The 15,895-nt window shown below is 41.8% G+C and carries 12 protein-coding genes; 8 read left to right on the top strand and 4 right to left on the bottom strand.

Annotated elements, in window-relative coordinates:
• Positions 1-3: 3 nt before the first annotated feature.
• Complete coding sequence (locus tag B4G81_RS12830) at positions 4-1,755, bottom strand: phospho-sugar mutase (protein ID WP_294083129.1); 1,752 nt, start codon at positions 1,753-1,755, stop codon at positions 4-6.
• Positions 1,756-1,778: 23 nt separating this feature from the next.
• Positions 1,779-3,416, bottom strand: coding sequence for a C69 family dipeptidase (locus B4G81_RS12825; protein ID WP_294083127.1), 1,638 nt, complete (start codon positions 3,414-3,416; stop codon positions 1,779-1,781).
• 208 nt (positions 3,417-3,624) lie between these two features.
• Here B4G81_RS12825 and B4G81_RS12820 point away from each other — a divergent pair, with 208 nt between their 5' ends.
• The 8 genes from B4G81_RS12820 to truA all read left to right on the top strand — a co-directional run bounded on the left by B4G81_RS12820 (position 3,625) and on the right by truA (position 12,004).
• Positions 3,625-3,927 carry an FtsB family cell division protein gene (locus tag B4G81_RS12820; RefSeq protein WP_294083126.1) on the top strand — a complete coding sequence of 101 codons (303 nt, stop codon included), beginning with the start codon at positions 3,625-3,627 and terminating at the stop codon, positions 3,925-3,927.
• Between the two features lie 90 nt (positions 3,928-4,017).
• The gene (locus B4G81_RS12815; RefSeq protein WP_294083124.1) at positions 4,018-4,362 is read left to right on the top strand and encodes a hypothetical protein; all 345 of its coding nucleotides are present in this window, start codon (positions 4,018-4,020) and stop codon (positions 4,360-4,362) included.
• 34 nt (positions 4,363-4,396) lie between these two features.
• On the top strand, positions 4,397-5,668 hold the full coding sequence (locus tag B4G81_RS12810) for a sigma-54-dependent transcriptional regulator (RefSeq protein ID WP_294083122.1): 1,272 nt from the start codon (positions 4,397-4,399) through the stop codon (positions 5,666-5,668).
• A gap of 8 nt (positions 5,669-5,676) precedes the next feature.
• Positions 5,677-8,190 carry a hybrid sensor histidine kinase/response regulator gene (locus B4G81_RS12805; RefSeq protein WP_294083119.1) on the top strand — a complete coding sequence of 838 codons (2,514 nt, stop codon included), beginning with the start codon at positions 5,677-5,679 and terminating at the stop codon, positions 8,188-8,190.
• A gap of 1 nt (position 8,191) precedes the next feature.
• Positions 8,192-9,085: a site-specific tyrosine recombinase XerD gene (xerD, locus tag B4G81_RS12800; RefSeq protein ID WP_294083118.1), complete on the top strand. Its 894-nt coding sequence runs from the start codon at positions 8,192-8,194 to the stop codon at positions 9,083-9,085.
• A 179-nt stretch (positions 9,086-9,264) separates the two neighbouring features.
• Complete coding sequence (dnaN, locus tag B4G81_RS12795) at positions 9,265-10,389, top strand: DNA polymerase III subunit beta (protein ID WP_294083117.1); 1,125 nt, start codon at positions 9,265-9,267, stop codon at positions 10,387-10,389.
• Positions 10,390-10,399: 10 nt separating this feature from the next.
• Positions 10,400-11,170 (top strand): 3'-5' exonuclease, encoded by a 771-nt coding sequence (locus B4G81_RS12790; protein WP_294083115.1) that lies wholly within the window; start codon positions 10,400-10,402, stop codon positions 11,168-11,170.
• An 84-nt stretch (positions 11,171-11,254) separates the two neighbouring features.
• Positions 11,255-12,004, top strand: coding sequence for a tRNA pseudouridine(38-40) synthase TruA (gene truA / locus B4G81_RS12785; protein WP_294083114.1), 750 nt, complete (start codon positions 11,255-11,257; stop codon positions 12,002-12,004).
• 134 nt (positions 12,005-12,138) lie between these two features.
• Here truA and rho read toward each other — a convergent pair whose 3' ends face one another.
• A complete protein-coding gene (gene rho, locus B4G81_RS12780) occupies positions 12,139-14,103 on the bottom strand; it encodes a transcription termination factor Rho (RefSeq protein WP_294083112.1) in 1,965 nt (654 codons plus the stop codon).
• 437 nt (positions 14,104-14,540) lie between these two features.
• Complete coding sequence (locus B4G81_RS12775; protein ID WP_294083110.1) at positions 14,541-15,587, bottom strand: DUF6340 family protein; 1,047 nt, start codon at positions 15,585-15,587, stop codon at positions 14,541-14,543.
• Between the last annotated feature and the right edge of the window lie 308 nt (positions 15,588-15,895).

Below are 15,895 nucleotides of genomic sequence, written 5' to 3'. Positions count from 1 at the left end.
ATATTAAATTCCCAATTCCTCACGAATAGCGCTGATCTTACGGTTTGCCGTCTCTTCAGCCTCTTCCAGCGCTTCTCTTGTTTTTGCAAAACCCCCCTTCACTTCGATATAGAACTTGATCTTGGGTTCTGTTCCCGAAGGACGGATGGAGAGTTTGGTACCTTCTTCTGTAAAGTATTGCAACACATTAGAGGTAGTTGGCATTTCCAATGATATATGCTCACCGCGAAGATGATCTACCGCTTCGAGTTTGGCAAAGTCTTTCACCAGTGTGACGGGTGATTCTCCCAGAGATGTCAATGGGTTCATCCGGAAATTCTTCATCATTGCTTCTATTTCGTCGGCGCCTTCCTTTCCTTTACGTACGAGGGAGATACCCACTTCTTTGGAGTATCCGTATTCAAGATAGATGTCCTGCAGCAATTCATACATAGTTTTTCCGTTGTCACGTGCCCAGGCCGCTATCTCGGCAAAAAGGGTACAGGCCGATACGGAGTCCTTGTCGCGTACAAAATCGCCTGCAAGGAAACCGTAACTTTCTTCTCCACCACCAATATATTTCTTTATTCCTTCGTTCTGGCGGATGATTTTTGCAATCCACTTGAAACCGGTATAGCAATCGAATAGTTCGATACCTTTTTTGTTGGCGATTTCTTTGACCAGTTCGGTAGTAACGATAGTCTTTACCACATATTCCTTGCCGGTAAGCAATTGGAGTTCGTCCCGGCGAGTCATCAGATAGTAAAGGCAGATTAACATTGTTTGGTTCCCATTCACCAGGATGAAATTTCCGTTCTTATCACGAATAGCCGTTCCGATACGGTCTGCATCGGGATCGGATGCCATCACTAAATCGGCTCCGGTCTGGATGGCTTTTTTAATGGCCAGATCGAGTGCCGCCGGTTCTTCGGGATTAGGAGAGACCACTGTGGGGAAATCACCGCTTATCACATCCTGTTCGGGAACAGTGATGATATTCGTGAAACCCACTGCTTTCAAGGCATCGGGCACCAGCGTACTTCCTGTGCCATGGATCGGGGTATAGACAATTTTCAGGTCGTTATGACGAGCAATCGCGTCAGGAGAGAGTACCAGTTTCTTCACTTCATCAATGAAGGCCTTGTCCATATCTTTTCCGATAATTTCGATCAGACTCTTATTCCCCTCGAAGTGGATGTCGTCCACCGATTTGATACGGTTGACCTCGGCGATAATATTCTTATCGTGTGGAGCAAGCACCTGGGCTCCGTCGTCCCAATAAGCCTTGTAGCCATTGTACTCTTTGGGGTTATGAGAAGCGGTGATCATGATCCCGCTCTGGCAACCCAACCTCCTGATGGCATAGGATACTTCAGGGGTGGGACGCAGGTTTTCAAAAAGATAGACCTTGATGCCATTGGCACTGAAAATATCGGCGGATATTTCAGCGAATTTACGGCTGTTATTACGACAGTCATGTCCAATCACTACCTTAATCTGATCCAGATTGGCAAATTCTTTTTTGAGGTAGTTTGAAAGACCTTGGGTGGCTGAGCCTACCGTATAGATATTCATCCGGTTGGTGCCGGCACCCATAATACCGCGCAGACCACCTGTCCCGAATTCAAGATCTTTATAAAATGCATCGACTAATTGTGTGTTATCGTCATTGTCGAGCATTTGCTGTACTTCTTCTTTCGTCTTGGCATCGTAATTTCCTTTAATCCAGGATTTTGCCTTGTCGGTGACTTGGGCTAATAACGTTTCTTCTTCCATGTTAAAACAGTCTTATTAATTGTTTATTTAATAGGATGTACTTTGTATTTGTCGCCTGTTTGGTCGACTATCTTCTTGTAATATTCATTTGAATATCCCGGGCGTAGAGGCGAAGCCGGCTCCCCATAAGGGTTGCGTTTGAACTGCCCATCCTCCTCTCTTTTGATTACACCGTCTACATATTTAACCATGAGATACTCACCCAGTTTTTTCCACTCTGCTACGCCTTCTTTGACGAGGTTATTGGTGTATTGTGTCAGATAATGAACAGATTGAGAGGGAGATTGTTCATGAAGTATTGCAGCTTCTTTTTCCACGTCAGGCTGTGCAATCCTGAATTGTTCTTCGAGTTTCGATTGCACCTTTTTCATATCAATGCTCATATCGCTATACCGGGTGTAGACCATATTGGAAACCCAATTATGGATCCAAAAAGCGGATGTCCATGAGAAAGTGAGTAAGTCTCCGTTCCCTACCGACATTTCGAGGGGTGTTTCGATATGGCCGCAGTAGAACGGATAGTAGACCGTTTGTGCCGCATCATCGATACCGAACCAGAGGATACCACCTATTTCATTGGGTAACCACGAACGCATTTGTGCCACAAAAGAGAAACCTGTCTGTTGTGTGGCAATAGGGCGTTCATTACAATATTCCACGGAATCGACTTCGAAAGAGAGCGGACTCCACCGGTAAGGAGAATTAAATGGTCCGGCACCTACATCAAAGCGCCAGTCGAGTTCGGTTCCTTCATAATGGTCGCGCATCATCTCCTGTATATCCTGTGCGCTCAACTTTCTGTCGGGCTTGATATAGAGTGGCATCGGATCTGTGGTTTTCCCCTGTGCATAAGTTACATATTTGGCCATATCTTTGTTTATTTTATTAAAGAACGACCAAACTCGCGCTTCACAGTAGCGTAATGCGCCAAAATCGAGGGGTGCGTATGCCTTGGCAAAACTAAAATCGGCATCTGTGCCGTTGAAATATCCTTTTTCCCGGGCGAAAGAAATCACATCGGACGAATAAATGCAATTATCAGGATCATTTAGGGGAAATTGTTGGATGCGTGACTGGTTGGCATGGGCTGATACACAGTCGTCAGGAATACGTATGGCTACCCATACAGCACCTCTCTTTCCCGGTCCTTTCCCGATCATTTCCATCACCCATACTTCATTCGGATCGGCTATAGAAAACGATTCTCCAGAACTGTAATAACCGTGTTCCTTTACGAGATCTGTCATTATAGTGATGGCTTCACGGGCATTTGAAGCACGTTGCAATGTAATATAAATAAGGCTTCCATAGTCCATGATGCCCGTAGAATCGGATAATTCGCTCCGTCCGCCAAAGGTTGTTTCTCCAATAGCAAGTTGGTGTTCATTCATATTGCCGATCACGTTGTAGGTCTGCAATACCTGTGGTATTTCGCCCATGTATTTTCCCGAATCCCACTCATAGACTTTCAACATTTCACCTGGACCGTATTGTTGGGCGGGCCAGTGGTACAATTCTCCGTACAACGCATAAGAGTCGGCGGCATAGGAAATAAGTGTGGATCCATCTATGGAAGCTTTCTTCCCGACCAGTAAGTTTGTACAGGGAAAGGATGTGAAGGTTACGAATAACAACGCAATTGCGGTAATAATTTTGTTCATATGATTCGATAATATTTTAGAATAACACTCAACCCGGATTCTTAAAGTGAGCGTAAAGATACTTTATTTTGTTCAATCATGCCAAAGAGTGGTATGGTTATTTTGTATTTATTTCCCTGCAATGGTTCGCGTAATTGGAAAAAAGAGATATTTTTGTATATTTAAAAAACGATACCTAAGTGGTTAGGTTTGTATTATGAATAAATATATGAAGAGATTCGGAACGAATAGGATATTGGGACTTAGTTTCTATCAGATCATGATTCTGGTTATATTGATTGCGATGTTATTTTTTTTTAGTGACAGCAGTGTGACCAAAAGGATCAGATACGAGTCCAGGATTAAAGATCTTGAAAACCAGATTGAATTTTACCGTCGACAAGCCGAAACGGACAAGGAGAAACTGGATGAATTACAATCCAATAAAGAGGACCTGGAAAAGTTTGCGCGGGAAAATTATCTGATGAAGAAGGAAAATGAAGAGGTCTTTATCATTAAAGAGGATAAGTGAAGGTATATTTTGACGGAAAAGTTTAAAAAAAGTAATATATTTGTAAGTTCATAATCGAATTTTGGTTGATATTTCTCAAATAGCGGTGTAATGTTTTCTTTAAAAGATATTTTATTTCGGATTTCCGGTATTCTGATTTTGGTTTCAGCGATGCTATATCTGTTTTTTCCCGACATAGCACCATGGGTAATGGCGGTTTCGGTAGCAGTTTTTACTATCATTACATTCACCAATCCCTATCCGGGAGAGAGCATTCGCGGTAAGAGGCTGTTTAATTTTCAGTTATTTTCGTGTATATTGATGATGATAGCGACTTATCTTATGTTCAGGGAGCGCAATGAATGGGTGCTGGTTATGATCGTAGGTGCTGTTTTTCTATTGTATGCAGCCTTTATGATTCCTCGTGAACTGGAAAAAGAAAAAAATAAACCATAAATTTAGTATATTTACTTAATATTCTATTATGGACATGCACAAAAACATATTGGTAATTGACGACAACCTCACCATTTGTCTGATGTTAAAATCGTGGCTGATAAAGAAAGGGTTCACGGTGGAGACGGCCTCCAGTGTTGTTGAAGCAAAACGGAAGGTGAAAGAGCAGCCATTTGATTTAATACTGAGTGATATAAGAATGCCTGATACAGATGGTTTCGGGTTTCTGGCATGGGTGAAAAAATATGATTCTGACATTCTTGTAATTATGATGACCGGCTATGCAGATATCGAGTCGGCTGTCGAGTCAATGAAGTCGGGGGCGGTGGATTATATTTCCAAACCCATTGAACCGGAACAACTCTTCAAAAAGATCGATGAAGCGTTTGCTCTTCAGGAAAATATGTTGAAACAAAGCCGCTTCCCCGATGATTTCGTTAAATTTCCAGGGGAAGAGTATAGCCTGCTTTACAAGGAACTTGATACGACAGCAGAAAATAATAGACATCGGTTGATTATTGGTGATAGCGGAACTGGAAAATTATCAGTGGTAAAATATATTTACGAAAAAGGAATACATAACTCCAAGCCCCTGGTGATTGTGGATAATGAAAAGTCATCCAACGGTTCCGAGGACAAATCTCCCCTTATGCATAAATTCAATGAAGCAAAGGGTGGGCTTTTATTTATCCGGCAATTGGCACATCTCGATATCAACGAGCAGGATGAATTGCTGAGCATTCTCACGAAACAAAAAAAGGATGATAATTTTGTACAGATAATCATGAGTTCGGAGATGCATAAGGAGGAGTTGCAAAAACATCTTATTCCCAAACTCTATCACCTGATTGAAACGGATTGCATCATATTGCCGACGCTGGAAGGGAAAAAGGAAGTAATCCATTTTCTTGCCGGTCATTTTCTGCAATTTGCCAATTCCACACTCAATAAACAAATAAAAAATATAGATCCTGTGATACAGGAGCGGTTGGTTGATTATGCCTGGCCGGGAAATATACAGGAAATGAAGAATTGCCTCATAAAGGCGGCTTTGATGACGGAAGGTACGACCATACCTGCCTCTATTGCCACAGATCTTTTTGAGAATGGAATAAGAAATGAAGATCGAAGGCTCCTGTTAAATCCCATACAAGGGCTTCGTAAAGAATATTACGAGAAAGAAAAGATCATGGAAGCTTTGGAATTGGCCAAGGGCAATAAAACAATGGCTGCGTCTATCCTTAATATCGATAGGAAAACGCTTTACAATAAGATCAAGCTTTATAATGTCCTTACTAATAGCTGAAAGACTGTATGCAATCATCAGAAAAAGGAAAGAGTGGATCATTAAAGATTAAATTTACCGTTATTATCGGTTATATACTTGTGGTGATAGTAATGGCATTTGCGTTGGTGAGCCTTTATCGCAATCTGGTTGATTACTCCAATAAAAGGGTAAGTAGTGAAGATTTTTCGGAATTACTCATCGTAGGAAATACCCTTTCCATGCTTTACGGGATTGAAAGTGAGCAAAATCTGATGAGTGCAGAAAATGCCGGACAATATTTTCTCAAATATGATTCCATATCTCCAAAAATCAAGGCCAATCTCAATGAGTTGAAACAGGTGGCAGATGATACTCTGAGGATAGCCAAACTGGATACCATAGCCTTATTGGTGGACCAGAAAAGGGTAAATCTGCAGGAAATCGCTGTGTTGCTTGATTCTATCAGCCGTGCCCCAAGAATTGTGGTGAGGAGGGAGAGTAGTTTTGTACCCAAGAAGTTGAATCAGGAAATTACCAAATACCTCGAAAGTAAAAATTTGAATAAGGCTGATCTCAACCAGAGTGATACCAGTGTCGTTGTTGGTACCCGAAGAGGCTTCATGGAACGAGTCCGGGATGTGTTTGTGGCTCGCACAGATTCTACCTATGTGATTCAGAAGCAGTCAGTTGTGTCTGATAACGATCTTAAGCTAATTGTAGATACGATCGTCAATAAGGTGCGCTATTCGGAGAGGGTTGATCTGGAAAGGCAAAGACAATTCCAATTAGCGTTGCTCTACCGACGGGAGATGATGAGCGAAGCCAATCAGATGCTTACCTCCCGCATTGATGAGTTGCTGAAAGGAATCGAGAACGAGGAATTGGAGAAATCGATCTGGCTCCTTAAAGAAAAGGAACAAACTCTCTCCAATTCACAATATACAATGTTTGTGGCCTTTTGTATGGCAGTGTGTATAGCCTTCTTTTTTGCCCTCTTGTTTTTAGTGGATATCAATAAAAGCCAGCGCTACAGACGGCAACTAGAAGCGTCAAACAAACGTATTTCTGATTTGCTCGACTCGCGTGAGAAATTGATGCTTACCATTTCCCATGATATCAAGGCGCCCATGAGCTCAATCCTGGGATTCATTGAGTTGATGGATACTCATGGCGACCGCAAAAACGAGAATTACCTGAATAATATGAAACAATCAGGTGAACATATTCTGGAACTTGCGTCTGCCTTATTGGATTATCATAAACTGGACGAAGGTAACTGGCAATTAAAAGAATCGAATTTTAATTTGTCTACCCTAATTGATAATACTGCTTCGGGATTTGAGCCGCTGGCCGGACGAAAAGGACTTCAGTATATAATTAAAAATGATTTGCCGCCACAAATGGTTGTCTATAGTGATTTCTATATGATACGGCAGATCATAAACAATATTATCTCCAACGCCGTGAAATATACCCAGGAAGGTAGTGTGGTGGTTAGAGCCGGATTAGAGTCCGGAGAGTCACCTGAGCGGCTCCTGTTTTCAGTGACGGATACAGGGAAGGGAATCGATGATGTTGACCAGCAGTGGATCTTTCAGGAGTTCAGTCAGCTGGATAATCCTATCGGGGAAGAAGGAAGCGGCTTGGGTTTGGCTATTACCAAAGGATTTATAGAGGCATTGAATGGATCCATTCGTCTCAATTCCATGAAAGGAAAAGGATCGGAATTTATAGTGGAGATACCCTTGCAGGATGCACAAGAGGAGGATAACCAAACTCCGGTTGATCATCCCGGATCGGGGCAACAAAATTTGGAAGGTATCTCCGTGCTTTTGGTCGATGATGATCCTGTGCAATTGACGATGACTTCGGAAATGCTTGCCATGAAGAAAGTAAAAGTGGTTACAGAGATGAATCCTGACAAGGTGTTACCCCTTCTTCAATCGGCATCCTTCGATATTATGTTTGTAGATATCCAAATGCCTGGAACCGATGGCTTGATGCTGGTTGAAAAAATTCGACGTACCGGAGGAAGACAGATGCGGAATGTTCCGATCATCGGATTATCCGCCAGGGAAGATATATCCAGGGAAAAGATGAAATCTTCAGGATTCACCGGCTTCCTTAATAAACCATTCACTCCCGGACGGTTGTATAGTACCATTTACGATTATGTCAAGAGGGGAGATACTATGGAAGATGCTTTGTCGGATCAAAAGCAGTCTTTCGGAGAAAAAGGCGCTATGGCGCTGATTGAGTTTGTAAAAGAGGATAAACCAACGTCGCATGCTATTCTACAATCGTTTATAGATGAAACTACTGAAAGCCGGAACCATTTGCAAAAAGCACTGCAGAAAAATGATTTAAAACAAGTGCAGGCAATTGCCCATAAAACATTACCCCTGTTCCGGTTAATGGGTAACAAACGTCTTGTATCTCTTATTGAGAGACTGGAAAAGGGAGAGACTATTTCGAATGAAGAAAAAGATATTGTCCTGCATGATATTGATGCCCACTTGAGGGAAGCTATGTTCCTTAAGAGGAAGACAGACGAAGAGTAAGATGGCACAAAATTCAAATACCGAAAAATATAAACGATACTTGCTGCTGGAAAAAGGGCTCTCTGCCAATACCATTGATGCTTATATGACCGACCTGCAGAAACTGGTTGACTTTATGAATGCCGGGAATTTATTGGATGAGTCGATTCAAACGGCACAACTGGAGGAATTTCTTGCGGAAATGCATGATAAAAATATTTCCCCACGTTCTATTGCCCGTATCATCTCAGGAATGAAATCCTATTTTCGTTTTCTCCTCCTGGAGAAGATACGCTCCGATGATCCGGCCGAGTTGCTGGAGGCTCCGAAGATCGGATTGAAACTTCCGGTAGTCCTTTCGGTAGAAGAAATTGATTCTCTATTAGCCGTTATCGATGTGTCCACCCCAGAGGGTACCCGAAACTATGCCATTATTGAAACCCTATATAGTTGCGGTTTGCGTATATCAGAACTGACAAATCTCCGTTTTTCCGATCTCTTTTTCGATGAAGGGTTTATACGTGTGGAAGGGAAGGGGAGTAAACAACGGTTGGTTCCCATTTCAAATGTAGCAGTACAAAAGATCAGGGATTGGCTCTGCTACCGGAATCAAATCCATATCCAGAAGGGATATGAGGATATCCTTTTTGTCAGTTCGAGAGGTAAGGCGATCTCACGGGTTACAGTATTTTACTATATTAAACGGTATGCAGAAGAGGTGGGATTAAAGAAAGAGATCAGTCCTCATGTATTCCGCCATTCATTTGCGACCCATCTTCTTGAAAGAGGTGCTAATATAAGGGTAATCCAGGAAATGCTGGGACATGAAAAAATTACTACTACAGAGATTTATACGCATATAGACCGCCATTTCCTGCGTCAGGAAATCATTGAGCATCATCCGAGAAACCGGTAAATTGATGTGATGATTTGTTGATTTCTATAAATCGGGACGAGTAGGGATGATTTGATGGCTGGAAATATGAAATTTGAATTTTGAGTCTGAATTCTTGAAAATTTATCAGGAAAACAGCCGATGCACCGGGATAATTTTATATATTTGCTGAAAAAATAAATAAACAAATTTTTAATCATATGAAGTTTGTAGTATCGAGTGCCGCATTATTGAGCCACTTGCAGGCGATAAGCAGAGTTATTAATTCTAAAAACACGTTACCTATTCTCGACTGTTTTTTGCTGGATCTGAAAGGCAATACACTATCCCTTACTGCTGCCGATAACGAAACCCGACTAGAGACGACGGTAGAGGTGAATAGTGCAGAAGGAGAAGGGAGCCTTGCTATCAATGCCCGGAACCTGCTTGATCCGCTCCGGGAACTGCCGGATCAGCCGCTCACGTTCGATATTAACGACGAAACGCTGGAGATTTTTCTCTATTATCACAATGGTAAATATAACTTTGTCGGTTTAAAGGGTGATGAATATCCTGAGCCGAAACCGCTTAAAGAGTCATTCATGACATTGAAAGTAGAGGCAGATACACTCTTTTCGGGAATCAACCGGACTGTTTTCGCTACTGCCGATGATGAGTTGCGACCGGTTATGAACGGTATCTATTTCGATATCACTACGGAAGACCTTACTTTCGTAGCGTCGGATGGACATAAACTGGTGCGTGTTACTACTACCGAAACAAAAGGTGAAGGACGCTCATCGTTCATCTTGCCAAAAAAACCGGCAAACCTGCTGAAATCGATTCTTCCAAGAGAATCAGGAGAAGTTGAGATCAGATTCGATGAAAATAACGCATATATCGCCATGTCGTCTTATAAGATGGTATGTCGTTTTGTGGAAGGACGTTATCCGAACTATAATTCGGTGATTCCGCAAAATAATCCCAACTCGTTCATCCTGGACCGGTTGACACTTCTGAATGCCCTCAAACGCGTAGCTGTATTCTCCAATCCGGCCAGCAACTTGGTAAAATTCCAACTATCAGAAGATAAAATCGTGGTTACAGCCCAGGATATCGACTTTCTGACTACGGCAGAAGAAACTATTCCCTGTACGTATCAGGGAAGTGTAATGAACATTGGTTTTAAAGCCTCATTCTTGATTGATATTCTCGATAATATACCTTCGTCCGATATACGTATGGAACTATCCGACCCATCACGTGCCGGTTTGATCCTACCTGTTGAGAAAGAAGAAAATGAAGATATGCTGACACTGCTGATGCCGATGATGTTGAATGATTAATGACAATTTGATGGAGTTAAACCTAAAAAATCCTCTGGTTTTCTTCGACTTGGAGACAACCGGAATTAACATTACTCACGATCGCATCGTAGAGATTTCATTTCTGAAAGTATTTCCTAATGGAAAGGAAGAGATCAAATCACGGCGTATTAACCCTGAAATGCCAATCCCGCCACAGGCCACATCTATTCACGGCATAACCGATGATGATGTGAAAGATTGTCCTACATTCAGACAAATGGCTCGATCATTGGCCGACCAATTGGAGGGATGCGATCTGGCCGGATTTAATTCGAGCCGGTTCGATGTGCCGATGCTGGCGGAAGAATTTCTTCGCGCCGGTGTGGACTTCGATATGAGCAAACGTAAATTTGTAGATGTGCAGATTATCTTCCATAAAAAGGAACAACGAACATTGGAGGCGGCGTATGCTTTCTATTGTGATAAAAAATTGGAGAATGCCCACTCGGCTGAGGCTGACACTCTGGCCACTTATGAAGTACTGAAATCGCAACTCGACAGATATCCTGATCTGCAGAATGATATAGAGTCACTCTCGAAGGAATATTGTAGTTTTAACAGTAATGTGGATTTTGCCGGACGGTTTGTATATGACGAGAAAGGTATAGAAGTTTTTAACTTCGGAAAACATAAGGGAAAACCGGTGGAGGAGGTCCTTAAAACCGAACCGAGTTATTATGCATGGATGATGGATGGGGACTTTCCTCTCAATACTAAACAAGCACTTACAAAAATTAGATTGAGGGCGTTGAACGGATAATTGTTGCCGGGCTTCTCCATTTTCATTGGTTATTCGTTCGCTTCGCTCACGTTATTTGTGCTTCGCACGTAATGCAATCGAATCATGCCCCGTTTCTTTATTACACTTTCTTATAATGGCAAGAATTATGTGGGTTGGCAAATCCAACCCAACGGAAAAAGTGTGCAGCAAATGCTACAAGAGGCATTTGCTCTCATTTTACGGCAAGACGTGGCAGTGGTGGGGGCGGGAAGGACTGATGCAGGGGTGCATGCCCGTGAGATGATAGCTCATTTCGATTGGAATGGCGATGTTTTTTCTCCCGGCGACTTGATGTATAAAATCAATAATTTTCTACCCAAAGATATTTCCCTTTCAGCGATAAAGCCGGTGCGTCCGGATGCTCATGCACGTTTTAGTGCAATTTCGCGTACTTATAAATATTATGCGACAACGGTGAAAGATCCGTTCATCCATGAATATACATACCGATTATTTTTTCAACCTGATATCGGACGAATGAATGCTCTATGTGAAGTGTTGAAGGAATATAACGATTTCACCAGTTTCAGCAGGTTACATACCGATGTAAAGACTAATAACTGTCATATTGAATATGCCCGATGGGAACAAAAAGGAAATCTTTATGAATTTACCATCCGTGCCGACCGTTTTTTAAGAAATATGGTACGTGCTATCGTGGGAACATTGCTGCAAGCGGGTAGGGGACGACTCGATGAACAGGGGTTCCGGCATATTATTGAAGCGGCAAACCGCAGTGTGGCGGGTGATTCTGCTCCGGGGCATGCCCTTTTTCTGGAAAAAGTAATCTATCCCGAGGATATATGGTTGTAATCACGGTCTTTTCAAATCATTTGTGACATAAAAAAGTGAGTCTTGTAACAATAGTGCAAGACTCACTTTTTTATTTGGATATAGAAAATGGATCTGGAAAACTTGATCGATTCCCGATTTTTGTTTCCCGATAATCAATCATTCATTGAAATAAGGAATTCTTCATTACTGGAAGTACGCCTTAAGCGGTTTAGCAGGAATTCCATCGCTTCCACCGAATTCATATCCGACAGGAAGTTGCGGAGTACCCACATGCGATTGAGGGTTTCCTGCGATAGGAGCAGGTCGTCACGACGCGTGCTTGAAGCAATGATATCCACCGAAGGGAACATTCTTTTGTTGGAGAGTTTACGGTCGAGTTGTAACTCCATATTACCGGTCCCCTTAAATTCTTCGAAGATCACATCGTCCATCTTGGAGCCGGTTTCGGTAAGTGCAGTGGCGATAATGGTAAGTGAACCGCCATGCTCGATATTACGGGCAGCGCCGAAAAAACGTTTCGGTTTGTGCAAAGCGTTGGCATCCACACCCCCGGAGAGTACTTTTCCCGAAGCTGGCTGCACGGTATTGTAAGCACGTGCCAAACGGGTGATGGAGTCGAGTAATATTACGACATCATGGCCACACTCCACCAACCGACGTGCTTTGTTCAATACGATCTCGGCGATCTTCACGTGACGATCGGCCGGTTCATCAAACGTAGAAGCGATTACTTCGGCATTCACACTACGTTCCATATCTGTTACCTCTTCCGGCCGCTCATCGATTAACAGGATAATCATATATACTTCCGGATGATTATCGGCAATTGCATTGGCAATATCTTTCAACAGCATCGTTTTCCCGGTTTTGGGTTGCGCTACAATCAACCCCCGCTGTCCTTTTCCTATAGGGGAGAAGAGGTCAACCACACGGCAGGATAAACTGTCGTTATGCCCTTTGGTCAGATTGAATTTCTCATTAGGGAAAAGAGGTTTCAGGTGATCGAAAGGTACCCGGTCCCGTACATCGTCGGGGTTTCGTCCGTTGATGTTATCAACCTTTACCAGCGGGAAGAATTTTTCACCCTCTTTAGGGGGACGGATAGGACCTTCTACTACATCCCCCGTTTTTAGTCCGAAGAGGCGAATTTGCGATTGGGAGACATAAATATCATCCGGTGACGACATATAATTGTAATCGGAGGAACGAAGAAAACCATAACCATCGGGCATGATCTCCAATACACCGGCAGCATTGAGGATTCCGTCAAAGTCGTATGCTGAATCTTTTTCTTTTTGTTGCGGAACCGATGTCTGACCTTGTACCGGATTGGATTGTGGCTGCGTTTTGTTTTGTTGTGCAGTGGGTTGCTTGGGTTGTAATGGTGACGGTGATATAAGATCCATCATGGAAACCCTTCCTCCTGCGAGGGGGACTTCTTTCACCGGTATGACCTCTTTCTCTTCCGGAGTTTCTTCTGCAACTACAGGGGGTAATGTAACCGGTGCGGGTGCAACTGTTTTCTCTTCATTCCGGTGTTTGGACGAACGGAATACTAACTGTATAGGTTTCTCAGGAGCCTTCTGTGTGACCTCATTTTCCGATTTCTTTTCGGATGTATCGGCTTTCTTCGCAGCAATTTTTACATCCTTCTCCGGACTATTTTTTTTATTGACCGGTTTCGTTTCAGGGGAAACTTTGGGAGTTTCTTCATTTTTAACCGCCGGGGTTTTCACATCTTCCTCTGCGGCAGTTTCTTTTTTTACTAATTTAGGCTTCTCTACAAACTGAATAGGCTGCTGTTTATTTTGAGGCCGAGCCAGATCTTCTTTCTTCTCCGCATCCTTTCCTGTTTCTTTGGGTTCTTCCTTCCTGGCAACATTCTTGTTTCTCTGGTTATTTGTTTTGTTGTCAGACCCTTTTCTTGATGCATGCCCCTGTTGAGTTCCATTTTCAGTACCCAGCTTTTTTGTTTCGGCAATAGCCTGTTCATCAAGAATTTTATAAATGAGTTCCTCCTTTTTATAAGCATCGGGACGTCTTATTCCCATCTCTTTGGCAAGAACCCGTAATTCGGTTGTAAGCTTTTCATTAAGCTCAATAATGTTATAGGCCATGTAAATGTCTAAAATTCGTTATGGTTTTTGAATAAATATTTTTGTTAAATAATTCTCTGTCCGGCTTCATTGATGAATGTATTGATTTCATTCTTTATGAATAAAACGGGTAGATATAATTGGTTTCGAAAATGAATCTAAAATAATGAAATTGAATTTTCCGTTTTTATTTTTTGATGATAATCATTCCAAGGAACTATTGGATAGCCGTAATAGAGTGAATCCTCTTACTTTGCCGAATATAAATATAACGGAATGAAATTCAAAAAATCTAATAAAGAAAAAGTTTAATTAAAAAACAGCAGTTACGAGTAAAATTACTGTTGTAAGAATTGAAGACAAAGGTAATCTTTTTTTTACAAACAGGAAATTAAGTGACAGTTTTTTTTTGATCCAGGCAAAATAAATCTGTAAAAACGATATAAATATCCTTTTTCCTAAAAATCGTCCATATTTATTTGGTTCGTATTGTTGAGTCGCCTTTCAATTTCATTTCTGTAAAGTAATGACCTTCTCCTTTCGAGAGAGTTGGGAGCGGTAGATTCAATAAACAGGTCATTGGCAATAATAGCCCATTCCAATGCTTGTTGCATATCATCAGACATCTCATAAGCCAAGGCAATATTATTGGCAGCTTTGGCCTTGTCTAATTTTTTAGAGCGGCTATTATAGACCGATTTCCATTTCTCAATTGCATTGAGCCAATCTGATCCTTTAGCGTAGGCCTCACCTTCCCGCATTGATGAATTAGAATGAGTATAATACCATCGGTCCTGCATCTCCCAATGAGGTGCAAATACATAAGTCATTTTCTCTGCTGCCTTTATAGCCAGTTGCTTTATAGCCTCTTCCCGGGAAGGGAGCATGATGTCGGCATAAGCTCTCCCGTCCTGGATATCAAATCCATCCCAGTGGATGCTGTCACTATATTGTACAGCCGGAACCTTTCCATCCATTGTAGGTAGATAGATACGGAGGACAGAGTGTATTTTCCCGGTCATGGAAGCGTAGTTATAACCTTGTTGCCGGAAATGATTCCTCTTTTTGGTTTCGATGATTAGTTTGTCGAGGGAAATAATAGCATCGGCACCGGTTTCCTGCCGTATCTTATTCATTGTCTCGGGATCCAGAGGTGTTTCGCGGAAGAAATCTTTATCGCTCCTCAAGGGCTTGTTATAATATAGTACCTGATGGAAATAATCTTCTTCATTCAGGAATTGGGCCAATGCTTCGGTATAGAAAATAGCAGCACTGTCGGATGCTGCTTGTACCCTTTCAGGTTGTGTGTGACCTATCGGTATGCTATCATGTCCCACATCATTTGGTTGCTGCACCACATTATTGACAATTGTTAATGAGAATATGTTAGAGGGAAGATTTACCCGTGCCGGTTCACGTGTTTCCACTGCGAAGTATTGAATTCCCCCACAGCTACTCAATAAAGCCATCAGAAAAATTATCAGGAATGGAGTCGCTTTTTGCATACGATTAAAATTTACAACAAAGTTATCAAAATTCATCCATATTTTCGATAATAAGAATGATTTCCTTATAAAGATTTATTTTTGAGGGTTTGGTTTAATACACAATTATGATTTTTATAAAATTGGCTATGGTATGAACAGGCTGCTAAATTTTATGTATATTTGCAGTGCTAATTCAAAATACTTTTTCTATTAAGGGCGGAATTCTGATAAATAAGGTTCTGTCCAATGGTTTAACGAAAAAGACTATTATCCGAAAGAGACAAACTAATCTAATTGAATATGACATTTAACATTATTGTGTTGGC

This window comes from Proteiniphilum sp. UBA5384, from assembly GCF_002410825.1.
Classification (GTDB): domain Bacteria; phylum Bacteroidota; class Bacteroidia; order Bacteroidales; family Dysgonomonadaceae; genus Proteiniphilum.
Note: the sequence above shows the minus strand (reverse complement) of the source record. Positions and strands in the feature narration are given on the sequence as shown.